The organism is Sorangium sp. So ce281, assembly GCF_051527395.1.
GTDB classification, from domain to species: domain Bacteria; phylum Myxococcota_A; class Polyangia; order Polyangiales; family Polyangiaceae; genus Sorangium; species Sorangium cellulosum_B.
Window position 1 is genome coordinate 8141308 of the sequence record NZ_CP150322.1, and the last position, 22765, is coordinate 8164072.

Below are 22765 nucleotides of genomic sequence, written 5' to 3' on the forward strand. Positions count from 1 at the left end.
GTAGTCAACAGAGGAAACTGCCCCCGCCGATGAACCTCGTAGAAGCCAGAAATCTGCCGCGCCACGTCGGAATCATCATGGATGGCAACGGCCGCTGGGCGGAGCTGCGCGGCGAGCCGCGCGAGGCCGGGCACAAGGCCGGCAGCGCCGCCGTGCGGCGGATCGTGCGCGTCTGCCGGAGGCTCGGCGTCGAGGCGCTGACGCTGTACGCGTTCAGCGAGCAGAACTGGGCGCGGCCCCGGAACGAGGTCGACGCGCTGATGGGGCTGCTGCGCGAGTACCTGATGAGCGAGCGCTGCGAGATCCTCGAGAACGACATCCGCCTGGTCGCGATCGGCGACATCAGCCGGCTCCCCGAGGCCGTGCGCGACGTGCTCGACCCGCTCCGGAAGGCGTCCGCGACGAACCGCCAGATGACGCTCGCGCTGGCGCTGTCCTACGGTGCGCGCGAGGAGATCGCCGCCGCGGCGCGCGAGCTCGCGATGGAGGCGGTCGCCGGCAGGCTCGATCCGGAGTCGATCGACGGGGCGCTGCTCGCCGCGCGGCTGCCGAGCCTGAGCGTGGGTGAGCCGGATCTCATCATCCGCACCGGCGGCGAGCAGCGGCTCTCCAACTTCCTGCTCTACGGGGCCGCGTACGCCGAGCTGTCGTTCACCGAGCGGCTGTGGCCCGACTTCACCGAGGACGACCTGTTCGCCGCCATCGCGGCTTACCAGCGGCGCGGCGGCGCCGCCGCGCACGACGCGGAGGGCGGCGCCGGGGGCGAGCCCGCCAGCGCGCGGGGCGCGCTCGACGCGGAGCGGCCGTGGCGCGCGCGCGAGCTCGCCGCGCCCGCCTCGCAGGCCTCCCACGACGGCTCACGGACGGGGGTCTGAGATTGGCTGCCTCCAACCTCACGATGCGGGTCCTCACCGCGCTCGTGGCCGCGCCCCTGCTCCTCTCGCTGCTCTACCTCGGCCCGAGCTGGGGCTGGGCGGCGCTCGTCGCGGTCGCCTCCGCCATCGGCGCGCTCGAGCTCTTCGCGATGACGCACGCCGAGGACCGCGTCGCGCGGGCCATCGGCGTCGCGCTCACCCTGGCCGTCCTCGGCGTGATCTGGCGATTCAGCGGCTCGCCGGGCGCGCTCCTCGCGCTGATCTTCCTGCTCCCGTTCGTCGCGATGCTCATCACGCTGGTGCGCCTCGGCGAGATGCGCACCGCGGCGCTGCGCGTGCTGGCGATGACCTTCGGCCCGCTCTACGTGGGCGGCGGGCTCGGCGCGCTGGCGCTCCTCCGCCGCGACGGGGGCGCCGACGGCCCCTCGTTCGTCGTGCTGGCGATGCTGCTCTCCTGGTTCTCCGACACCGGCGCCTATTTCGCCGGCCGCTTCCTCGGCCGGCGCAAGCTCTACGAGGCCGTGAGCCCGAAGAAGACCGTCGAGGGCGCGCTCGGCGGCCTGCTCTTCGCCGTGATCGGCGCGCTCCTTGCTCACTTCTGGTTCCTCCGGTCGCTGCCGCTCGTGGACGCGCTCGCGCTCGCGATCGTCGCGGGCGGCCTCGGTCAGGCGGGAGACCTCGGGGAGTCCCTGTTCAAGCGCTCCTTCGGGATCAAGGACTCTGGCGGGATCGTGCCCGGCCACGGCGGCATCCTCGACCGCGTCGATGCCCTGCTCGTGACCGGGACCATCACGTATCTGTATGTCCTGTGGTCGAGGCCCTGAACGGCGCCGCGCGCGGTGCGCCGTGCGCCGTCCAAAGACCGCGCATCCATCGATGTGCGACACCCACATCGCACGCGCGCGCGCCGCAGCCTCGCCCCCCGACGCGGCTCTCCCGCCGTCAACGCGGCGCCTCCTCGCACACTGGCGGCCTGACGCATCGCCCCGCCCGTCCGGAGCCGCGATGACGCATCGCATGGTTGCGCCCGACGTTGAACGGAAGCGCTCGGCGCACTAGAAAGTTACATAGCCATGGAAGAACAACTCAGTACCAAGAACGCGACTTCGCCTGTGAGCGTCCCTGCTGTTCCGAGCCACAGGCACAAATACGAGTTCTTCAAAGTCGTCCAGGGTTATCTCGACGAGGCGGCCCGGCTGATCGAGGTACCGGGCTACATCACCACGATCCTGAGCCAGCCGAAGAACGAGATCATCGTCAATTTCCCTGTACGGATGGATGACGGCAGCATCCGGCTCTTCAAGGGTTACAGGATCCAGCACAACAACCTCCTCGGGCCGTTCAAGGGGGGCATTCGATATCACGAGACGGTATCGCTCGACGACCTCAAGGCGCTGGCCGCGATGATGACGTGGAAGTGCGCGCTGATGAACCTGCCGCTCGGCGGCGGAAAGGGGGGAATCAAGTTCAACCCGAACGAGGTGTCGCGCGCCGAGCTCCAGCGGATCACACGCCGCTTCTTCCATGCGCTCGGCGGGAACATCGGCCCGGAGACGGACATCCCGGCTCCCGACATGGGCACCGACGCGAAGACCATGGCCTGGGCCATGGACACGTACATGAACACCGTCGGCCAGCTCTTCAAGCAGGCGGTGAAGGGCGTCGTGACGGGCAAGCCGGTGGCGTCGGGCGGCACGTACGGTCGCGAGAAGGCGACGGGCCAGGGCGTCGTCCACTGCATCACCGAGTGGGCCGAGGACAACGACGTGAACCTCGGCGGCGCGACGCTGCTCGTGCAGGGCTTCGGCAACGTCGGCTCGAACACGGCCGTGCTCCTGTCGAAGCTCGGCGCCTCGACCGTCGCGGTCGGCGATCACACCGGGTATCTGTACAATCCGGAAGGGTTCAATCCGCACAAGCTGCAGGATTACGTGAAGAAGAACCGCTCGATCGCGGGCTACCCTGCCGGCAAGCCAATCAGCCGCGAGGAGTTCTTCCGGCTCAAGGCGGACATCTTCATCCCGGCGGCCCTGGAGAACCAGGTCGGCGTGGAGGAGGCGGGCTGGCTGCAGGTCCGCCTCGTGGCCGAGGGCGCGAACGGGCCGTGCTCGCCCGAGGGGGAGAAGATCCTCCTGGAGCGCGGGATCCATATCCTGCCCGATATCCTCGCCAACTCGGGCGGCGTCACGGTGAGCTACTACGAGTGGGTGCAGAACAAGCGCTCGGAGACGTGGACGCTCGAGGAGGTCGACTCCCGGCTCGAGAAGGCGATGAAGCGGGCCTACCGCGAGGTGACCGAGCTGGCGCGGCAGAAGAAGTGCACGCTGCGCCTCGCCGCCTATGCCGTGGCGCTGCAGCGGCTCGCCGCGGTGTATGGAGAGCGCGAGATCTTCCCCTGAGATGCGCGCTACTCCCCCTCCGCCGGCGGAGCCTCGCAGATCCCTTGCTGGCGGAGGGCTCGTCCCAACCGTTCGCGGAGCCGCTCATCGAGCCTCTGGGCGAATTTCTGGTGGACGCTGAGCTCCTCGCCGACCTTCGCCCAGGAGAGGTCGCCTCCGTACCGCAGCGCGATCAGGCGCCGCTCGCGCTCGTCGGCGCGATCGAGCGCCTGGGCGAGCGCGTCCAGGGTCTCGGCGCGCACGAGCGCGTCGTGCGGCCCGGCGTCGAGGAGCTCGGGGCAGTCGCCCAGGAAACAGGCGAAGGCGAGCGCTCGGCAGGAGCCTGAGAGCCGCTCCAGCGTCGCGCCGTCGCCCTCGAACGGATCGCCCTCGAAGCGGAGCGCGTCAGCGACGTGGTCCCCGGCGTCGACGCCGGCACGCGAGGGCGACGCCTCGCGAGCGATCCAGTCCCTCACCGCGCCGACGACCCTCTTCCACGCAAAGTGGACGAGGGGCACACCGCGGGACGCATCGAACCCGGAGAACGCTTCGACGAGCGCCTGGCAGGCGATCTGCTCGCATTCCTCGATCACGTCGCGCGGGCGCACCCCGTAGGTGCGCGCGACGGTTCGCGCGATGCGGCGCACCTCCGGGAGAGCGCGTACGACGCGTGGATCGCGGCGCGGGTCCGGCGCGCGAGGGGGCCGAGATTCGCTCACCCGCGCTCTCCCCACGTGCCATCCGGCCACACCAGGGCACCGTCCTCGTGGTCTCCGTCGCTCTCCTTCGGCACGGCGGCGCTCGCGTCGAGGGCCGCTCGCCCGCGGAGCCGCTCGTACAGCGGGGCGGCCGAGGGGTGCGTCTTGATGAACACCGTGAGATAACGCCGGTAGCCCAGGAGCTGCTCCGGCGAGAGCGCCTTCGTGTAGGGAGCCAGGGCGTCTCGAAGGCACGCCTCGATCACCGGATCTTCACCTTCGTCAGCCAGCGTGTCGTCCTGCGCCCCCGCCGCCGCCCCCCGCGACTCGCCTCCGCAGTCAGGAGACCCCGTACGCCCTCTCGGCGCGACCGCCCGGAGGTCCGCGCATGAGCCTCCCTGCGCCGCTCCGGCCGGGCGACACCTTCCTGGAGTACCGCATCACCGATGTCGTCGATCGCGGCGGCATGGGCGAGGTGTACCGGGCCGTCGACGAGTACTCCGAGGATATCGTCGCCATCAAGTGCATGTCGCCGCGGCACCGGAGCCGAGAGGACTTCGCGCGGCGCTTCCGGCAGGAGTGCAAGTTCTACCCGAAGCTCCGGCACCCGCACATCGTGTCGATGCGGCGGGCCGGCGTCTCGCCGGACAACGTCGCGTTCATCGTCATGGAGTTCCTCGAGGGCAGGACGCTGCGGCGGCTGCTCACGAGGGCGTACCGCTTCGACTTCCTGAACGCGCTGTACATCATGCTCCAGGTCGCCGAGGCGATGCGGTTCGTCCATTCGAAGAAGATCTGGCACCGCGATCTCAAGCCCGAGAACATCATGATCGGCACGGAGGGCGACGCGCGTGGGCACGTGTGGCTGCTCGATTTCGGCATCGCCAAGTTCGCCGACGGGGGCATGAACACCGACGACATGCCGGACGTGGGGACGATCCGGTACATGTCGCCGGAGCAGGTGAAGACGATCTACAGCCTGGCGAAGAAGATCCCGCACCAGAAGCCGGACAGCCGCGCCGACATCTACGCCTTCGGCGCGATCTTCTACGAGGTGCTGACGGGGACGCACCTGTTCATCAACGACGCCGATCCGCCGACGGCCGAGGAGACGCTCGCGGGGCACCTCCTCGCCGAGCCGGTGCCGGTGCACGAGCTCGTCCCCGACTGCCCGGAGATCGTGTGGCCGCTCGTGGCCCGGTGCGTCGCGATCGACCGCAACGCGCGGTTCCAGACCTTCACGGAGGTGGAGAGCGCGCTCCGCGCGCTGGTGGACGAGTGTGTCCTGCAGCGGCAGGTGCCGCCGGCCCATGCGCTCGCGCAGCACCTCGCGCACGGGCGGTGGACGGTGGCGCGCCAGGCCGCGGTCTCCGCGGCCGATCTCGACCGATCGGACGGCTCGGGCGGCGCCGGCGCGCGGCCGGCGAGCGAGGCGGAGGCGGCCGCGACGGCGAGCGCCGCCCGGCCGACCGGCGCCGAGGTGGCGGCCGTCGCGGCGCCGCCGGCCAGCGCCGCCCCGCCGACGGGCGCCGTCCACGCGACGGTGCCGCTCGATCCCCTTCGCCTCGTGCCGCTCGCGAGCGCGCTGCCGTTCGCGCCGGCGAGCGGCGGCGCCTCGGGCGAGCTGCGCGGCAAGGGGTTCACGGAGCGGATGCCCACGACCCTGCCGCTGCCCGCGTGGCCGGCGCGCGCCCGGTCCGAGCCCGACATCGCGACGCAGGCGTTCGGCGCGCCTCCGGACGCGCTGCGCGCGAGTCACGAGGGCCTCCTGCCGCACCGGGAGGCGCCTGGGGCGGCGACGTCCTCGCGGGCGGCGCCAGCATCGCCCTCGCCAGCATCGATGCCAGCGTCACGCTCATCGACTGCACCCTCACTGCGGGACGCGGCGGCAACGGCGGCAACGGCGGCAACCTCCAGCCGGGGGGCCTGGGAGGCATCGGCGGCACCGGTGGCGTCGGCGTCGGTGGCTCCAAGGCGGCGTGCGACGGTGGCAAGGGCGGCCAAGGCGGCAACGGCGGCCCCGGCGGCGGCGGCCTCGGCGGCCCCTCGCTCGCCATCGCCTTCCGCGGCACGCCCGTCGTCCAGCAGGGCCAGACCTCGCTCACCCCCGGCGTCCCGGGCTCCGGCGGTCCGGGCGGCAGCAACAACATCACCGACAACGCCGGCCAGGATGGCCTCGCCGCCGACACCCAGGAGCTGCCGTGAACCCCCGACAGCTTGACCCCACGGCTCCCCTCCCCGACCTCCGCCGCAGCTTCGCTGCGTCATCCAACGCACGGCGTCACCGGGGCCGCGGAGAAAAAAATGCAACCGGCGGACGATTGTGCAGCGAACCGGGACCGCTCGCCGGAACTAGACAGGTAGAGGAGGCCGGAAACGGCTCGGCAGGGCGACCGGCGGACCACCCCCGCAGCGCGGAGGGGGTCCATCATGCCGGCGGGTTGGCCGAGGGACGGCTGGATCGTCTTCAACCCCCGCGCTCGGCGCGCACTCCAGGAACAGCGACTCCCTCCTCGCCTTTTCTCTTGACCCTCGCTTCGCTTCCGCTGCGCCGCGCCGTCGCGCGGCGCTCGGCCCCCGCGGCGCCGCGCCCCCAGGCAGCGCTCTCGGGCCGCGCGGCCGGAGCGCGATCCCACGCGGAGGTGTGCGGCTCGATGTGACCGGCGCGCGGTAGCGCGCGCACGCTCTCGGCGCGGGCGTGGCGGGCACCTCTGCCCGCGACGCCGCGCGCGACGAAGGACGGATCGAACACGGTGCGGGTTGTGCCGGCTCCGGCGCGACACGGCGGGCGTGTGCCCGCGATGAGGCATGGGTGACACGATGGCGATGACACGAGCACGAGATCGAAGAACGACACCACGGCGCTCCTGTCGCAGCGTCGCGCCGGCGGTCGCGCTGCTGCTCGCGAGCGCGCTCGTCACGCGCGGCGACCGGGCCGAAGCACGACCGGCCTTCGACGTGGCGTACAACGTGGGCAGCGCGGCCTACCAGCAGGGAAAGCACGCGCTCGCCGCGGAGCACCTCTCGTTCGCGCTCCGGGGCTGGCCGCTCCTCAGCGCCGTCGCCCACCTCAAGCCCACCGCGCAGCAGCGGCTCGCCACGTCGCGCGCCCACGTCGGCGCGCTCGCCGTCACCGTCAGCGCCCCGCTCGCCGAGGTGCGAGTCGACGGCAAGCCCGCAGGAAAGGCGCCGCTCGCGGGAGAGATCTTCGTCGAGCCCGGCGAGCACGCGATCGAGGCGCGCCTCGACGGCTACGCGCCGGCGCTGAAGACCGTGCGCGTCGCCAAGGGAGAGACCGCGGCGGTGACGCTGACGTTGGCCCTGGCGAAGAGCGAGGCGGCGGCGGAGGCACGAGAGAACACGGCGGCGGTCGACGCGGCGCGAGCGCCGGCGGGCAAGGCGGCAGGGCACGGCCCGAGCGCCGTGCAGCTTGCGGCAAAGCCGGGGCAGAACGTCGCGGTTCCAGCGCACGTCGAGCAGCGCAGCTGGGTACCGGTGATCGCGCTCGGCGCCGCGAGCGCCATGGCACTCGGCGTCGGCGTGGGAATGACCGTGGCGGCGAACGATGCGACCGCGGAGGCGAGATCCCAACAGGAAGAGATCTTCGCGGGCGGCGGGGGGTGCCTGGAGTCGCCGGCGTTCGCGGGAGCGTGCCGCGAGTTCAGGCACACCACGAGGCGCTCCGATGACCTGAGCAACGCGGCGGTCGTGACGTACGCCGCATCCGGAGCGATGGCCCTCACGGCGCTCGCGTTCGCGCTGTGCCCTCGCGGGAGCGAGAGCGCAGCCGGGCGTGCGGCTGTACGCGTGGTGCCTGGGTTCGGTGTGCGCAGCGCCGGCATCTCCGTGCGGACCGCCTGGTGATGGAGCGAGGGAAAACGTGATGACGAGACTGCATCGGAACGCACGCGTCCACGCGGCGCTGGGGCTGATCCTGCTCGCGCCTGGCTGCGACGGCTGGTGGTTCAACCGGACCGACGACTGCGAGTTCATGCTCACCTGCGAGAAGTACCGGGGCAGGGGTACCAGCGTCGTGCCCTCCGTCTGCATCCCTAGCGAAGCGGACGGCGCCGTCGACGACCGCTGCGGCGTGTTCGTCGCCGCGAGCGGCAACGACGGCAGCGCGGGCACCAAGGCCGAGCCGGTCAAGACGCTCGCCGAGGCGCTCCAGCGCGCCGGCGAGACGGGCAGCGACGTCTACGCGTGCGCCGAGCCGTTCGCCGAATCGGTCGAGGTCCCGGCCGGCGTCGCCCTCTTCGGCGGCCTCGACTGCGCCAACGGCTGGATCTGGATCGGCGCGCAGACGAAGACCACCGTCGCGCCGGAAGCCGAGGCCATCCCGCTGATGCTCGCGCGCGGCGAGGGCACCACGCGCATCGAGGACATCGAGGCGCGCGCGCCCGACGCGCAGTCCATGGGCGGCTCGTCGATCGCCGTGCTCGCCGACGGTGCGAGTGCGGAGCTCGCGCGCTGCGCGCTCGTCGCCGGCAACGCCGCCGATGGCGCCGATGGTGACGACGCGCCGAGCGAAGCGCCGGAGCGCGCGCCGGCCGGCAGCAACGGCGTCGATGCGTGCAGCGACCTCGACGACGTGGAGGGACCCGACGCGACGCTGTCGGGTGGCGCGCTGGTCGAGAACGCATGCGACGGCGGCGTGCTCTCGATCGGCGGTGCAGGCGGCAATGGAAACGTGAACACCGGCAGCGATGGCGCAACCAGTCAAGGCACCGCCGAGAGGGCACGCGGCGGTCTCGGCGAGCCGGTCAACGGAGCCTGGGATTGTGCTGGCAACGAGCCCAACGGTGGCGGTGACTTTGGAGTGAGCGGCACCCCCGGCCCCGCCGGCGCCGGCGCAAGCGGCCTCGGCGCGCTGAGCGCGAGCGGCTACACCGGCATGCCCGGCGGCGACGGCACGCCCGGCAAGCCCGGCCAGGGCGGTGGTGGCGGCGGCGGCGCCAAGGGCGGCCCGGTCTGCACCGGCGGTGTCTCGGGCGCGGGCGCCAGCGGCGGCAGCGGCGGCGCTGGCGGCTGCGGCGGCCTGGCAGGAAAGGGCGGCGCTCCAGGCGGCGCCAGCATCGCCCTCGCCAGCATCGACGCCAGCGTCACCCTCATCGACTGCAGCCTCACTGCGGGACGCGGCGGCAACGGCGGCAAGGGCGGCAACCTCCAGCCGGGGGGCTCAGGCGGCTTGGGTGGCACCGGTGGCGTCGGGCTTGGGGCTGCCAGCGACGGCTGCGCCGGTGGCCAAGGCGGCAAGGGCGGTCCCGGCGGCCCCGGCGGCGGCGGCCTCGGCGGTCCCTCGCTCGCCATCGCCTTCCGCGGCACGCCCGTCGTCCAGCAGGGCCAGACCTCGCTCACCCCCGGCACCCCGGGCACCGGCGGCCCGGGCGGCAGCAACAACATCACCGACAACGCCGGCCAGGACGGCGCGACGGCTGGAGAGCAGGAGCTTCGATGACCGCACGGCCGAGCCACACACCGCGCGCTTGGCGCGGTGCGGGGCTCGGCGTGCTCGGGAGGATGTACCGCGCGGCGCTGGCCGCGCCGACGTAGACGCAGGCCGAAGGCCGCGCGCGGCGCGGCTCGAGCAGGAACAACGAAACGCGCGCCGCGCATCGCGGCGCGCCATGGCTCGGCTCGTCTTGGCGACGAGCACGCGAGGAGGACGATCGTGTACCCACAGCTCGCCATCGAGGCGGCGGCGCAATCGGACGTAGGCCGCCACCGCCGCCACAACGAGGACAGCTTCGCGGCCCTGCCGCACCTGGGGCTGTTCATGGTCGCCGACGGCCTCGGCGGCAGCGCGGCCGGAGAGGTCGCGTCCCGCATCGCCATCGAGGTGGTCCAGCGCTGCTTCGAGGAGGACGCCGACCTGGAACGGATCTGGCCCCGCGGCGGCGCGGCGCCCGCCGCGGCCTCGACCCCCGCCGACCGCGACGAGGTGCGGCTCGTGCTCGGCGTGCGACGCGCCCACCGGGCCATCTACGAGGCCAGCCAGCAGCACGACGAGCAGCGCGGCATGGCGACGACCTTCGCCGGCGTCCTGCTCGCGCCCGGCATGGCCTACATCGCGCACGTCGGTGACTCGCGCGTTTACCGCATGCGCGGCGGCATGCTGGAGCGGCTGACCCGGGATCACACGGTGCTGGAAGAGACGCTCCGCGACGGCGGCGGAGCACGGGAGGCGGTCGAGGCGCTCAGCGAGCGGGCCAACGTCATCACCCGCGCGCTCGGGGCCGGCGACGACGTCGATATCGAATCGCGCGTCGAGGCCACCCTGCCGGGTGACCTCTTCCTCGTCTGCTCCGACGGGTTGTGGGGCCCGGTGCCCGAGCGGCGCATCGCCGACATCCTCGAAGCGCACCGCGACCTGAGCTTCGCCGCCGAGTTGCTCATCGACCTCGCCAACGAGCACGGCGGCCGAGACAACGTGACGTGCGTGCTCGCACGCCTCGGAGGGCGCTGAGCCATGGCGATGAGCGCTCCTCGGCGCCGCGTCGCTTCGGGCTGCCGGCGCGGTGCGCTGCGACGGCCCCTGCGCGCCCGCGCGGACGGCTTCAACCTCCAGCCGGGAGGCCTGGGCGGCAACGGCGGCACGGGCGGCGTCGGTGTCGGCGGCACCAATCCCAGCTGCGCCGGCGGTCAAGGCGGCAAGGGCGGCCCCGGCGCCGGTCAGGACGGCCTCGCCGCCGACACCCAGGAGCTGCCGTGAGCCTCCGACAGCCCGGCCGCACAACTCCCCGCCCCGCCCCCCGCCACGGCTTCGCCGCGCCATCCAACGCACGGCGTCACCGGGGTCGCGGAGAAAAAAATGCAACCGGCGGACGATTGTGCAGCGAACCGGGACCGCTCGCCGGAACTAGACAGGTAGAGGAGGCCGGAAACGGCTCGGCAGGGCGACCGGCGGACCACCCCCGCAGCGCGGAGGGGGTCCATCATGCCGGCGGGTTGGCCGAGGGACGGCTGGATCGTCTTCAACCCCCGCGCTCGGCGCGCACTCCAGGAACAGCGACTCCCTCCTCGCTTTTTCTCTTGACCCTCGCTTCGCTTCCGCTGCGCCGCGCCGTCGCGCGGCGCTCGGCCCCCGCGACGCCGCGCCCGCAGGCAGCGCTCCCGGGCGGTGCGGCCGGAGCAGAGTCCCACGCGGAGGTGTGCGGCTCGACGTGACCGGCGCGCGGTAGCGCGCGCACGCTCTCGGCGCGGGCGTGGCGGGCACCTCTGCCCGCGACGCCGCGCGCGACGAAGGACGGCTCGAACAGGGTGCGGGTCGTGCCGGCTCCGGCGCGACACGGCGGGCGTGTGCCCGCAGGGGTGCTCACGGTTCAGGAGGGAACATGGAAGACATGCTGGGTGCGATGTGGCTCGTCTCGCCGATCGGGCTCGCGATGATCGCGTGCGTCGCGATCGGCTTCGCGGTCACCGCGCGCGAAGCGCTGGGACGCGAGCGGGGGTTTCGCGAGGCGCGCGAGCAGGCGCGTGATGAAGAGGAGGCAGCCCTCACCGATGCGAAGGAGCAGGCAGCGGGGGAGCGGGACCGCTACCGGCGCCTCCTGGACTGTCACGTCGATACGGCGCTCGCCGAGCGGAGAGACGCCCGAGGGCGCCCCGTCCCCTGGCCAGGAAGGGTCCTCGAGTCGTTCTGCGCGACGACGCCTTCGTGGAGGAGGAAGCTGGTCGAGTGCACGGGGTTGGAACCGAGGGAGGTGGAGCGGCTGCTGAGGAGCGACCTGCCCATGACGCCCGGCCTCGCGCGGCAGCTGGAGACCTTCACCGGCACGCCGGCGCGGTACTGGGAGCGCCTGTGGCGGCTGCACGACGACCGCCGAACGGACGAGGAGGAGACCGTGGTGTTCCGGGTCGGCGAGCCCGTCGCGGGGGAACAGCTCGCCCGCCGCGCTGCCACCCTGACGAGCTTCCCGCTGCAGCCCGACGAAGGGGGGACGAGCGCTGCCAGTGCGTCCGATTGGGAGGAAGCAGAGCGCTCTCCGCTGAACACGACGCTCCCGGGAGTAGGGCGCCATGGGTGAGAGCAGCCGAGCCTCGCACTCGGGCCGTTGTCCTGCCTCGCGAGGCCGTCGTCTTGCCGCTGAAACGCGCTGTCTTGCTCCGCGAGGCCGTTGTCTTGCCGCTGGAACGCGCTGTCTTGCTCCGCGAGGCCGTTGTCTTGCCGCTGGAACGCGCTGTCTTGCTCCGCGAGGCCGTTGTCTTGCCGCCGGCGCCTCTTGTCCTGCCGCGCGAGACCGCTGTCTTGCCGCCGGCACCCGCTGTCTTGCCCCGCGGGGCCGTTGTCTTGCCGCCGGCGCCTCTTGTCGCCCACGGCATGGCCGGGCTCCCCGAACGCAGCGCCGGCGGTGCGGGTCACCCCCGACACGGCCGGCGGCGGCGGCAGCGCCGCGCACGGCGGTCCGCCGGAGAGCGCCCGCGCGCCTGGGCGAGCGGGGCGTGCTGGAACTTCGCGACCGGCGAGCGCTGCGGACAGTGAGAACATCATGTCACCCCGTGAGAATCTCGGACGGCCGAAGGCAAGTAATCGCAATGTCGATGATTTGCGCGAGAGACTCCTGGGCAAGCAGCTTCATCGACGACAGAATGGGCGGCCTCATCCGAGTCCGAGAAGGAGCGCCCATGTCCAAACGCCGGCCGATCAGCACCGCCAACATGCCCCGCTCGGGAAACGCGATCCACGTGAGCGCGCGGCGAGAGCGACGGCAAGCCGGCGCATCTGGCGCTCGCGCGGCCGCGTCGTCCGGACTACACGAAAAACTGATCGCCCTGACGTCGAGTCAAGAGCGGAATCTCGAACCGCCAAGTCGCCAAGGGCGCCAAGGAACCAGGGGAACAAGAGGGGGAATGCCGGGACGGCCCTCCCCCTCTTCTCCTGGCGGCCTCGGCGCCTTGGCGGCTTCTCTGCTGATCCGGGGCAACTTCCCGCAGCAGAGCTAACCGTCGGCGAGCTCCACGCTCCCGCCGGTGGGCTTCGCGTCGCTGCCCGCCTGCGGCGGCTCCGCCGCTTCGGCCTTCTTCTTCGTGTTGCGGTTGAACAGCCGCCGTGTCGAGATCGGCACGAGCCGCGGAATCGTGGGATCGATGCCGTGCGCCCCGTCGAACGCGCGGATGATCTGGCCCATGATCAGGATGTTGATCCCGTCGGCGCGGTCGAGGACGCCTTGGGTCACCTTCGCGTCCACAGGGCGGTTCGTCGCGCCGGCCACCGCGACGCGGAGCTCCCTGGCCGCGTCTTCCAGCTCTTTGGCGTAGGATTCGTCCAGATTCGCGAGCTCGAGCCGCTCCGCGAGCGCCTCGTCGTCGCTCTTCAGCCACCGGCGCAGCAGCTTCGCTGTCTGCTGGAGCCCCCCTGCCAGCGTCTCGCTCGTGGCGGCGGTCCCGAACGCGGCGTCGACCTGCGCCCGCAGCTTTTCGTCCCGGCCCGACGCGTCGCGGAGGGCGTCATGGGCCTGGTCGCGGAGCTCGATCGCCCTCGACTGCGCCGCCTCCGACGCCTTGTCCTGCCCCGCCCTCGCGACGCCGGCCGCGGCGTTCGTCGTCGCGCGCTGCCGATCGAGCTTCTCCAGCGCGAGCGCCTGCTGGACGGCGAGCGCGAGCAGCGGCTTCGAGAAGCCACGGAGCCTCCGCTTCTGCTCGTCCGTGGCCTGTTGATGGAAATCCCAGGCTTTACGGTAGATCCGCGCGGCGTCCGTGACGATCCTGCTCGACAGGATCGTCTTGCCGACGCCGACGAGATCCGCGTCGGTCGTGCCGGCGAGGATCGCCTTGAGAGACGTCTTGGGAGGCTCTCCGACGGCCGCGGCGAGGAGCTCGAGCGCGTGAGTCGCCTCCAGCTCCGCGTCCTGCGCTTCGTTCACATCGCCTTTCGCTGAGGTCTTCTTGTTGGCCATCAGCCGAATCCATCGCCCGCCGCGCCGAGAGTCCAGCCCAAACGGCAAGGGACACCCGTCGACTTCGTGCCCGGTCGCCGAGGCTTCCCGCAGTCAGACCTTGGCCCGACCTGCTCCGCCCCCCACCCCGCCCCCCGCCCTCGGCGCGCGCGTGATCTCGGCCGCCCGGCCGGCGACCCGGAGCGCTGTGCCCTGGACGGCGTGTTTGTATTTGACGTAGCCGAGCGCGAGCAGCCCCGTCCCGCGCGGATCCTCGACCTGGCTCGTGACGGCGCCGACGGCCGCGCCGTCGGGCAGCGCGATCTCCGCGCCCGCGGGCACGCCGCCCTCCCCCTCGACGGCGAGCTGCACGAGCCGCTTCTTGGCGTGGCCGCGCGCCTGGAGCATGAACACCGTCTCCTGCCCCAGGTAGCACCCCTTGCTGAACGAGACGGCGCGATCCTCGATCGACGCCTCCTGCGGGAAGTTCTGGTCGTCGAAGTCGACCCCGAACCGCGGGACGTTGTTCTCGACCCGGAGCACGTCCCACGCCGCCGCCGTCACCGGCAGGACCGCGCGGGCCTCGCCCTCGGCGAGGAGCGCCTCGACGACGGCGCCCTCGGCCTGCCGGGGCGCCACGAGCAGCGCGCCCCCGAGGCCGGTCCAGTCGACGATCGCGGCCTCGGCGCCGGCCGCGCGCCCGGCCGCCGCGAGATCGGCGGACCGCGGGCCGTGGACGAAGACCCAGGCGTGCTCGCCGGAGGCGTCCTGGACCTCGGCATCCTCCATGATGAGGTGGCGGTCGAAGAGCTCGCGGAGCTGCTCGACGCGCTCCCGCAGCGCGCCGACGTAGATGCGATCGGCCGCCATCACGATCCACACCTCGGCGAAGATCCTCCCGGTCTTCCCCACGTTGAGCCCGTACGCGCCGCCCGCGGGAGGCGCGGCCTTCGCCCCGGCGGGCAGCGGCTTCTGCGGCGCGAGATCGCAGGTGACCAGGCCGTTCAACCAGGTCTGCCGGTCCGAGCCGGTGACGATCAGCGTCCCGAGCTCGGGCATGGCCTGCACGAGCGCCCCTTCGCGGAGCGCGCGCCGCCGCTCTTCCAGTCCGTGAGCGTTGCTCATCGAGGCCGGATCGTGGAGGAGGGAGCCCGCGCCGTCGAGGGGCGGCCCGAACTTTCAGCGCTCAGGGATCGACCTCGGCGACGAGCGCCGGGAACTCGGCCGACTTGTGGACGCCCGGCGGGACGATCGCCGCGTCGACGTGGCCGACGAGGCGGCGGAGCGCGTCGACGTCGGCCGAGAGCACCTCGGCGACGACGATGAGCGCCCTCGGGAGCGACGCGACGGCCTCGATCACCGCGTCCGCCGACGCGCACCGGACCAGGACCGCGCGCGCGCCGACCTTCGCGGCGGCCTCGGCCCCCTCCTTGCTCTCCGCCAGCGCGAGCGGGAGCATACGCATCGTCCTCGCCCCCTTCGCGAGGCGGTCCCAGTCGTCGAGCGGCAGCGTCGCGTCGATGCAGACCCCGTCCGCCCCGTGGTAGCGCGCCGCGAGGGCGCCGTCGCGATCGCCCACCCGCGACAGGCAGAGCGACGGCACCGTCCTCGTCGCCCGCGCGGCCCCCTGCATGGCGGGCCCCGCCTCGGCGAACGCGAGCGCCGAGATGTTGAGCTCATGCAGCCGCGCCGCGTCCTCCGCGGGCGCCTCCGAGCCGACGAGCCCGACAAGAGCCATGTTCTTCCTGCGGGTGGAGATCACCTGGAGAAGATCGCGTGTGGACGGGACGATCGATCCTGCATCGAAATCCTGCATGGGGAGGGCCGGTAGACGAGACGAACGCGCGGGTCAAGCAAGGGATCGCTCCGGGTCCTCGAGCGCGGGTCGAGAATCCATGGCTGGAACGTCCGGCACGCGCATCCACACGGCGGTCTGATCGCCTTCGTAGCAGACGCTGCCTTCGTGACGGAACTCGAACGAATAGCGGATCATGTGCCGCTTGACGCCGAGCCGGGAGCGCGTCGCCACGCACGTCGCCTCGATGGGCGCGCCCGGCTGGACCAGCTTGCGAAAGACCACCCGGTGAATGTTGGTGCCATAACCGATCCAGCCCTCGCGGTGGCGCAACCCGAGCAGGTGGTAGGCGTGCACGAAGCCGAGCATCCCCGTCGCGTGCACCATGATGGCGCCGGCGACGTGGCGCGGGTGCAGCAGCGGATGCGCCCGCTGCGCGTCGACGAGCGGCATCGGCCTGTCGGTCGGCATACGGCAGCGCACGAGGCCCTTCTCGGCGTCCACCTCGAGGAGCTCGTCGAAGAAGAGCACCGAGGGGTCGTAAGGGAGGTCCGCGAGGAACTCGGCATCGAACGGACCGAGCTTCACAGGAAGGGGCGCGCCGCTCGCCGCGCCGGGTGCAGAGGTCGTCATCGGTTGGCTCTGGGATCCCGAATCCCCCCGGGCCGGCTCCTAGCAGCGGCCGATCGCGTGGGCAACGCCTCGCGGCGCCTCGCGCCTCGCGGCGCTGGGCCGGCGGGCTGGCCGGCGGGCTCGGCGAAGCCTGCCGGCGGACTCAGCGCAGCGCGGTGCGCGCTACGAGAGGCGCGCGCGGCGCGGGGACGATCGCCCCCTGGGCCGCGCGGCGCGCGCGTGCGTCATCGGGCGCGCGACGCCCGCGCGCACAGGCGTCCTTATTTGACGCGTTGCCCGACGTCGCGTAATCCACTCGACCATGTCAGGCAGTCGTGGACCTCGCGGGCCTGCGGCGCTCGCGCTCAGCGGGTCGCTCCTGGGACTCGCGTTCAGCGCCTCATCGACGTTCGATTACATCCGGCACCTCGACCGGCAGGTCCACGATCTGCACTGCAGCTTCGTCCCGGGCCTCGGCGCGCAGGCGGGCGCAGACACCGCGTGCCGCGTGGCCATGTACAGCCCCTACTCCGCCCTGTTCCGCGAGAGCTTCTGGGGCGGTATCCCCATCTCGCTGTTCGCCCTGGGGGCGTTCGCGTTCTTCGCGGCGTTCGCGCTCTATGTGCTGCTCTCGGCCCAGCACGCGCCGCGGCGCGCGGCGCACTTCCTGTTCGTCGCGGGCCTCACGCCGCTCGCCGTGTCGCTCCTGATGGCGACCATCTCGGCGATGCGCCTCGGGGTGTTCTGCAAGACGTGCGTCGGCATGTACGTCGCGTCGGCGCTGCTCGCGGCCGGCGGCGTCTGGGCGTTCCTCGAGGACCGCAGGGCGGCCCGCGCCGCGGCCTGGTCCGGCGCGGCGCCGCGCGCGCCCTCGTCGGCAGGCGCGGCCGGGGTGGGGCCCACCGTCCCCGGGGCGCCCCTCGGGTTCGACGGGCCGGGCGGCGCCGCCGCGGCGCCCGCCGGCCCCCCGCGCCGCGTGGGCTCGCTGCTGCTCCTGCCGGGGTGGCTCGTCGCGCTCGCCGTGTGCACGGTGACGCCGGCGCTGCTCTACGCGAGCGCGCTGCCGAGCTACGCGAGCTACATGACCGGCTGCGGCAAGCTGGAGAAGCCGACCGAGCCGAACGGCGCGCTGATCCACGTCACGCGCCCGGGCGCGGTGCAGCCGGCGACGATCTTCGTCGATCCGCTCTGCCCGACCTGCAAGGCGTTCCACCAGCGGCTCGTGTCCGAGGGGGTGTTCGACAAGCTCGACGCGACGCTGGTGCTCTTCCCGCTGGACAGCGAGTGCAACTGGATGCTCGACCGGCCGGTGCACCCGGGCTCGTGCCTCCTCTCGAAGGCCATCCTGTGCAGCGATCACCGGGCGATGGATGTGCTCGAGTGGGCCTACGACAACCAGGAGACGCTGCTCGAGGGCGCGAAGGCGGGCGCGGGCACCGCCAACGTGCAGGCGGCGATCCGGCAGCGCTGGCCGGGGCTCGACGCATGCATGGACTCGAAGGAGACGGCGCTGCGGCTGAACCGTATGCTCCGCTACATCGTGGACAACAAGCTCCCTGTCTCGACGCCGCAGATGTTCCTGGGCACGACGCGGCTCTGCGACGAAGATACGGACATCGGGATGTCGTACGCGATAAGGCAGCTCGCGCCGGCGCTCCGGACGAAGTGAGGAGATCATGAGAGGCGCAGGGATCATCGGGATCGTGGCCGGGTGCGCGCTTCTGGTCGCGTCCGGGGTGACGGTGCACAGCGAGGTGCAGGCCGCGTCGCAGCGCCTGAAGACGGGCGTGGCCGCGGCGGTGAAGCCGGCCGTGGCCATCGCCAATGACGCCGAGGCGCCGTATTGCACGCCCGCGTTCAAGACGGTGCTGCAGCGGGTGCTCAACGCGTGCGGCCTGGTCGGGGCGGAGGCGCGGCGCGGGTGCCAGCCGGCCGACGTGAAGACGCTCGCGTCGATCAGCGACGACGACTTCAACGCGCTCTTCACGCCGCTGAAGCAGCGCGGCGGGGTCGTGATGTTCGACGACAGCTCGGAGAAGCTCGACGACGACGGCAGGAAGATGATCGAGGAGATGTGGCTCGATCGGCGCGGCGCCCGCTATTTCTTCATCGTCGCTCGCGCGTCGAAGACGGGGACGCCGGAGTTCAACCGGACGCTGTCGCACAAGCGCGCGAACAGCGCGTTCTTCGACATCTCCGACAAGTTCAAGGAGCAGGACCTGGACAAGAAGGTCGGGATGCTGTGGCTCGGGAACGAGTTCGCGCAGCTCGGCGCGGAATACTGCCAATGGAACGTCTCGCGCAAGAACAAGGCATGTACGGCCGAGGCCATCAACCGGAGCGCGTTCGTCTCGTGGGTGGACTGTCAGCTGTGAGCCCCGCGAGGAGGAGCGGCGCCCTCCGGAGCGCCTTCGGGGCCCTCGCCGTGGTCGCGGGGCTCGCGGGCGGGTGCGACGGGGACAGGAAGGCCGATCTGCCGCCGCCCCCGACGCCCGGCCAGGGGCGGAGCAACGCCGTGACGGCGCCGGGAGGGGCATCGACCGCGAGCGCCAGGGCGCCGGCGAGCGCCGCGGCGGAGGCGGCGCCGGCCGCGCCGCGGCTCCTGTGCGCGGGGCAGTCTCCGCGGCCTGCGCCCTCGGCGGGCGGGCTCACGGCGGTCGCCGCCAGCGGCGCGGAGAAACTGCCGGCGAACATCGGGTTCGGCGTCGGCAAGTGGGTGTGGGTGAACTTCTGGGCGGCGTGGTGCAAGCCGTGCCTGGAGGAGATGCCGCGGCTGCTCGGGTGGCAGCAGAAGCTGCGGGCGGCCGGCGTGCTCGTCGACCTGGCGTTCGTCTCGATCGACGACGACGAACGGCAGCTGTCGCGGTTCCTGGAGGCGCAGCCGGGCACGGGGGTGCGCGCCTCGTACTGGCTGCCCGACGGGCCCCAGCGGGCCGGGTGGCTGCGGGCGCTCGGCGTGAAGGAGACGACCGAGCTGCCGATCCACGCCATCGCGGCGCCGAGCGGGCAGGTGACGTGCGTGATCCAGGGCGCCGTCGAGGACAGCGACTATCCGACGATCGCGGCGCTCCTGGGGGGGAAGAAGCCGTAGGCGGGGCGCTCCTCGAGGCGCGCCGTCGCAAAGCGGCGCTCGGCTTGAGCGGAGGTCGCGGTCGAACCTATCGTTCGAGGGAGCACCCTCGTGAAAACCTCCCTGCCGAGACGCCGGTTCGCCTTTCTTTTTTGCCTGTCCTCGCTGGTCGCGTCGACGGCGCTCCTCGTCGCGAGCTGCAACGGCAGCAACGGCGGCGCCCCGCAGCCAGGGTCGGGCGAGCCCTGCGAGAGCGCGCAGGACTGCGCGGACGGCGTCCCCTGTACGGTCGATCGCTGCGTCGGCGGTCGGTGCGCGTCGGAGGCGGACGACGCCCGCTGTCCGGGCGGGCGCTGTGATCGGGCGAGGGGCGCCTGCGTCAACGACAAGGCGTGCGCGACGCCGGCCGACTGCGTGGACGCGGATCCGTGCACCCAGGCAGAGCGCTGCAACGAGTCGCTCCGGCAGTGCGTCTTCGAGGGGCTGGACGGCGACGGGGACGACGTGCTGCCCGTGATCTGCGGCGGCGCGGACTGCGACGATGACGATCCGCGCAACGCCCCGACGCTCGCCGAGCTGTGCGACGGCGCCGACAACAACTGCAACGGCGTGGCCGACGAGGGCGAGGACAGCGCCCTCTGCGGCGCCGACGGCGCGCGCTGCGTGAGCGGGCGCTGCGCGTGCCCGGCCGGGCAGGGCTACTGTCCGCTCGAGTCCGCGTCGGGCTTCCGCTGCATCGACGTTCAGTCCGATCCGGAGAACTGCGGCGCCTGCGGGGCGGCGTGCCCCTCGATCACGACCTGCGCCGGCGGGCAGTGCACGTGCGCGGATGGCCTCGCGCTGTGCGGGTCCACGTGCGTCGACCTCTCCGAGGACGAGGGCAACTGCGGCGCGTGCGGCGAGGCGTGCGGCGAGCTGGACTGCATCGACGGCGCCTGCGCGGCGTGCGGCGAGGTCGGCGAGCCCTGCTGCGACGGCGTGAGCTGCCGAGACGTCCTCAGCGAGTGCGAGGAGGGCGGCACGTGCGTCGTGAAGGCGTGCGCGGAGCCGATCGAGGCGCTGCCGGACACCCACCTCCCGCGGTGCTCGGCCGACACGGAGCCGTGCATCGACGCGTGCACGGTGAGCTCGTGTGTCGACGACTGCTTCGACGCGGACAGCACGGCTCCCCGCACATACCGCGGTGTGTCGTTCGACTGCGCCGGCTGCGTCAGCCATCAGATCCAGGCCTGCACGTCGCGGATGTGCCAGCGGAGCCTGTCCGTCGCGTCTTGCTGCGTCGTGGAGCGCTGCCGCGGGGTCATCGACAAAGTGTGCGAGGCCCAGTGCGGCGAGGAGCTCGACGCGTTTTATAGCTGCGAAGACGCGACGGGGTGCGGCTTCTTCCTAGTGGCGGAGGAGCCGCTCTCCTGCTTCCCCTGAGGCTCCCTCGTGCGCGAGCAACCACCGCTTCCGCTCGATGCCGCCCGCGTAGCCCGTGAGGTCGCCGCGAGCGCCCACGACGCGGTGGCAGGGGATGATCAGGCAGACCGGGTTCCTGCCGTTCGCCAGGCCCACCGCGCGGGACGCCGACGGCTGCCCGAGGGACGCCGCGACCTCGCCGTAGGAGCGCGTCGCGCCGGGAGGAATGCGCTGGACCTCCGCCCAGACGCGGCGCTGGAACGGCGTGCCGCCGGGCTCGACCGGGGTGCCTGAGAGCGCGCCGAGATCGCCGCGCCAGTAGGCTCTCAGCCGGCCGGACAGGCCGTAAGGATCCGCGGCGCCGCGCAGCGTGACCGCGCCGTAGCGCGCCTCCAGCAACGTGCGAAGGCGGGGCGCGCAGTCCGAGAAATCGAGCCCGTGGACCGCGCCGCCGCCGGCCGCGAGGAGCATGGCCCCGAGCGGCGACTCGACCTCATCCAGCAAGAGATCCATTCGACACCTCCCTCTCCACGGGCGGCGCGCCCTGCGCGTCCGCCGCCCACAACAGCACCGCGGCGTAGGCCCGCCACGGGCGCCACGCCTCCGCCATCGCCGCGAGATCCGCGCCGGAGACGCCGCCGAGCGCGCGCCGCAGGCCGAGATCCGTCGCCGGGAACGCGTCCGGCTCGCGCAGCGCGCGCATCGCGATGTAGTGCGCGGTCCACGCGCCGACGCCAGGGACCGCGCAGAGCGCGCGCACCGTCTCCTCCAGGCCGCGGGAGGCGTCGAGCGCGACCTCGCCGGAGGCCACGCGCGCCGCGAGCGCCGCAATCGTTGCGGCGCGGGCGCGCGGCAGGCCGAGGCCCGCCAGATCGGCCGCGGCGAGCGCCTCGGGCGCCGGGAAGACGAAGCGGAGCCCCTCGGCGCCCTCGGGCAGGCCGCCGCGGACCGCGAGCGGCTCGCCGTGCCGCTCGACAAGGCGCCCCGCGAGCTGCGTCGCGGCGCGGACGCTCACCTGCTGGCCCAGGATCGCCCGCACCGCGAGCTCGAAGCCGTCCCACGCGCCCGGCACGCGCACGCCCGGCATCGCCAGGACCCGCGGGGCGAGCCGCGGATCGGCCCCGAGGTGCGCGGCGATCGCGTCGGGATCGGCGCCGAGGTCGAAGAGCCGCCGCAGCCGCTCCGCGCAGTGGATGAGCCCCTCGGTGCCGGGCAGCCGCAGCCGCGCGAGGAGGTACGGCTCGCCGGGCGCCGGGCGCACCTCGACGACGCCGTGGCCGCCGGCGACGCGCACCGTGCGGCGGTACGCGCCGGGGCCCGCCGACTCCACGCCGGGGATCGCGCGCGCCGCGAGGAAGCCCGCGAGCGCGCCCCAGTCGAGCGGCGGCCGGAACGGGAGGCGGAGCGCGATGTCCGGCGCGCCGCCCGCCCCGCCTCCACCCTCCACGCCCCTACCCGCCCCTCCCCCGCCCCGCTTCGACACGGCCTTTCGCAGCTCGCGCGGCGAGCGCTCGTAGGCGGCGCGGATCGCGTCGTTGAAGCGGCGGACGCTGGAGAAGCCCGACGAGAGCGCCACCTCGGTCATGGAGAGCGCTGTCTCGTCGAGGAGCTTCTTCGCGAAGAGCAGGCGCCGCGTCTGCGCCACCGCGAGCGGGGAGGCGCCGACGTGCCGCAGGAAGAGCCGCCTCAGGTGGCGCTCGCCCACGCCGAGCCGCGCCGCGAGCGCCGGGGCGTCCGCGTCGTCGAGCGCGCCCTCCGCGATGAGCCGGAGCGCCCGCGAGACGAGGGCCGACGTGCCCAGCCACGCGGGCGTCCCGGGCGAGGCCTCGGGGCGGCAGCGCAGGCACGGGCGGTAGCCGGCCTCCTGCGCGGCGGCCGCCGAGGGGAAGAACACGCAGCGCTCCCGCTTCGGCGTGCGCGCGGGGCAGATGGGGCGGCAGTAGATGCCCGTCGAGCGCACGCCCGTGAAGAAGCGACCGTCGAAGCGGCGGTCGCGGGTCTCGAGCGCGCGGTAGCACGCGTCCTCGTCGATCCGCATGCAGGCGTCGTAGCGCGGGCGCC

General features: G+C 72.9%; 21 protein-coding genes. 13 read left to right on the forward strand and 8 right to left on the reverse strand.

Annotation, left to right across the window (positions count from 1 at the left end):
* The first annotated feature begins 29 nt into the window (after positions 1 to 29).
* The 3 genes from uppS (at position 30) to WMF27_RS30860 (ending at position 3274) form a co-directional block, all read left to right on the forward strand.
* Positions 30 to 875 (forward strand): polyprenyl diphosphate synthase, encoded by an 846-nt coding sequence (uppS, locus tag WMF27_RS30850; protein ID WP_437765291.1) that lies wholly within the window; start codon positions 30 to 32, stop codon positions 873 to 875.
* A 2-nt stretch (positions 876 to 877) separates the two neighbouring features.
* Positions 878 to 1699 carry a phosphatidate cytidylyltransferase gene (locus tag WMF27_RS30855; protein ID WP_437765290.1) on the forward strand — a complete coding sequence of 274 codons (822 nt, stop codon included), beginning with the start codon at positions 878 to 880 and terminating at the stop codon, positions 1697 to 1699.
* 288 nt (positions 1700 to 1987) lie between these two features.
* The gene (locus WMF27_RS30860) at positions 1988 to 3274 is read left to right on the forward strand and encodes a Glu/Leu/Phe/Val family dehydrogenase (protein WP_437943195.1); all 1287 of its coding nucleotides are present in this window, start codon (positions 1988 to 1990) and stop codon (positions 3272 to 3274) included.
* An 8-nt stretch (positions 3275 to 3282) separates the two neighbouring features.
* On the opposite strand, the gene WMF27_RS30865 is transcribed toward WMF27_RS30860, so the two are convergent.
* A complete protein-coding gene (locus WMF27_RS30865; protein WP_437765288.1) occupies positions 3283 to 3900 on the reverse strand; it encodes a sigma-70 family RNA polymerase sigma factor in 618 nt (205 codons plus the stop codon).
* 68 nt (positions 3901 to 3968) lie between these two features.
* On the reverse strand, positions 3969 to 4217 hold the full coding sequence (locus WMF27_RS30870) for a hypothetical protein (protein WP_437765287.1): 249 nt from the start codon (positions 4215 to 4217) through the stop codon (positions 3969 to 3971).
* A gap of 122 nt (positions 4218 to 4339) precedes the next feature.
* Here WMF27_RS30870 and WMF27_RS30875 point away from each other — a divergent pair, with 122 nt between their 5' ends.
* The 6 genes from WMF27_RS30875 to WMF27_RS30900 all read left to right on the forward strand — a co-directional run bounded on the left by WMF27_RS30875 (position 4340) and on the right by WMF27_RS30900 (position 11978).
* Entirely contained in the window at positions 4340 to 6172 is a 1833-nt protein-coding gene (locus tag WMF27_RS30875; RefSeq protein WP_437765286.1) for a serine/threonine protein kinase, read from the forward strand.
* A gap of 605 nt (positions 6173 to 6777) precedes the next feature.
* Positions 6778 to 7815, forward strand: a complete 1038-nt coding sequence (locus WMF27_RS30880; protein ID WP_437765285.1) for a PEGA domain-containing protein — start codon at positions 6778 to 6780, stop codon at positions 7813 to 7815.
* A gap of 19 nt (positions 7816 to 7834) precedes the next feature.
* Positions 7835 to 9409 carry a PGRS family protein gene (locus WMF27_RS30885; protein ID WP_437765284.1) on the forward strand — a complete coding sequence of 525 codons (1575 nt, stop codon included), beginning with the start codon at positions 7835 to 7837 and terminating at the stop codon, positions 9407 to 9409.
* A gap of 213 nt (positions 9410 to 9622) precedes the next feature.
* A complete protein-coding gene (locus WMF27_RS30890; RefSeq protein WP_437765283.1) occupies positions 9623 to 10417 on the forward strand; it encodes a PP2C family protein-serine/threonine phosphatase in 795 nt (264 codons plus the stop codon).
* 9 nt (positions 10418 to 10426) lie between these two features.
* A complete protein-coding gene (locus tag WMF27_RS30895) occupies positions 10427 to 10663 on the forward strand; it encodes a hypothetical protein (RefSeq protein ID WP_437765282.1) in 237 nt (78 codons plus the stop codon).
* Between the two features lie 622 nt (positions 10664 to 11285).
* Positions 11286 to 11978: a helix-turn-helix transcriptional regulator gene (locus WMF27_RS30900; RefSeq protein WP_437765281.1), complete on the forward strand. Its 693-nt coding sequence runs from the start codon at positions 11286 to 11288 to the stop codon at positions 11976 to 11978.
* A 912-nt stretch (positions 11979 to 12890) separates the two neighbouring features.
* On the opposite strand, the gene WMF27_RS30905 is transcribed toward WMF27_RS30900, so the two are convergent.
* The 4 genes from WMF27_RS30905 to WMF27_RS30920 form a co-directional block, all read right to left on the reverse strand.
* The gene (locus WMF27_RS30905) at positions 12891 to 13847 is read right to left on the reverse strand and encodes a hypothetical protein (protein ID WP_437943196.1); all 957 of its coding nucleotides are present in this window, start codon (positions 13845 to 13847) and stop codon (positions 12891 to 12893) included.
* Positions 13848 to 13940: 93 nt separating this feature from the next.
* Entirely contained in the window at positions 13941 to 14951 is a 1011-nt protein-coding gene (gene ygfZ, locus WMF27_RS30910; RefSeq protein ID WP_437943197.1) for a CAF17-like 4Fe-4S cluster assembly/insertion protein YgfZ, read from the reverse strand.
* Between the two features lie 61 nt (positions 14952 to 15012).
* Entirely contained in the window at positions 15013 to 15642 is a 630-nt protein-coding gene (locus WMF27_RS30915) for a hypothetical protein (protein WP_437943198.1), read from the reverse strand.
* Between the two features lie 33 nt (positions 15643 to 15675).
* Complete coding sequence (locus WMF27_RS30920; RefSeq protein WP_437943199.1) at positions 15676 to 16254, reverse strand: hypothetical protein; 579 nt, start codon at positions 16252 to 16254, stop codon at positions 15676 to 15678.
* A gap of 301 nt (positions 16255 to 16555) precedes the next feature.
* Here WMF27_RS30920 and WMF27_RS30925 point away from each other — a divergent pair, with 301 nt between their 5' ends.
* From WMF27_RS30925 to WMF27_RS30940, 4 genes are all read left to right on the forward strand, one after another.
* Positions 16556 to 17902, forward strand: coding sequence for a vitamin K epoxide reductase family protein (locus WMF27_RS30925; protein ID WP_437765276.1), 1347 nt, complete (start codon positions 16556 to 16558; stop codon positions 17900 to 17902).
* A gap of 7 nt (positions 17903 to 17909) precedes the next feature.
* Entirely contained in the window at positions 17910 to 18608 is a 699-nt protein-coding gene (locus WMF27_RS30930) for a hypothetical protein (RefSeq protein WP_437765275.1), read from the forward strand.
* Positions 18605 to 19324 (forward strand): TlpA family protein disulfide reductase, encoded by a 720-nt coding sequence (locus WMF27_RS30935; protein WP_437765274.1) that lies wholly within the window; start codon positions 18605 to 18607, stop codon positions 19322 to 19324. The genes WMF27_RS30930 and WMF27_RS30935 overlap by 4 nt, the downstream gene beginning before the upstream one ends.
* 90 nt (positions 19325 to 19414) lie before the next feature.
* Complete coding sequence (locus WMF27_RS30940; protein ID WP_437765273.1) at positions 19415 to 20725, forward strand: MopE-related protein; 1311 nt, start codon at positions 19415 to 19417, stop codon at positions 20723 to 20725.
* Here WMF27_RS30940 and WMF27_RS30945 read toward each other — a convergent pair.
* Both WMF27_RS30945 and WMF27_RS30950 read right to left on the reverse strand, forming a co-directional pair.
* Complete coding sequence (locus WMF27_RS30945; protein WP_437765272.1) at positions 20690 to 21217, reverse strand: methylated-DNA--[protein]-cysteine S-methyltransferase; 528 nt, start codon at positions 21215 to 21217, stop codon at positions 20690 to 20692. The two genes, WMF27_RS30940 and WMF27_RS30945, sit on opposite strands and share 36 nt — an antisense overlap.
* Positions 21198 to 22742 carry an AlkA N-terminal domain-containing protein gene (locus WMF27_RS30950; RefSeq protein ID WP_437765271.1) on the reverse strand — a complete coding sequence of 515 codons (1545 nt, stop codon included), beginning with the start codon at positions 22740 to 22742 and terminating at the stop codon, positions 21198 to 21200. The genes WMF27_RS30945 and WMF27_RS30950 overlap by 20 nt, the downstream gene beginning before the upstream one ends.
* Positions 22743 to 22765 lie beyond the last annotated feature (23 nt).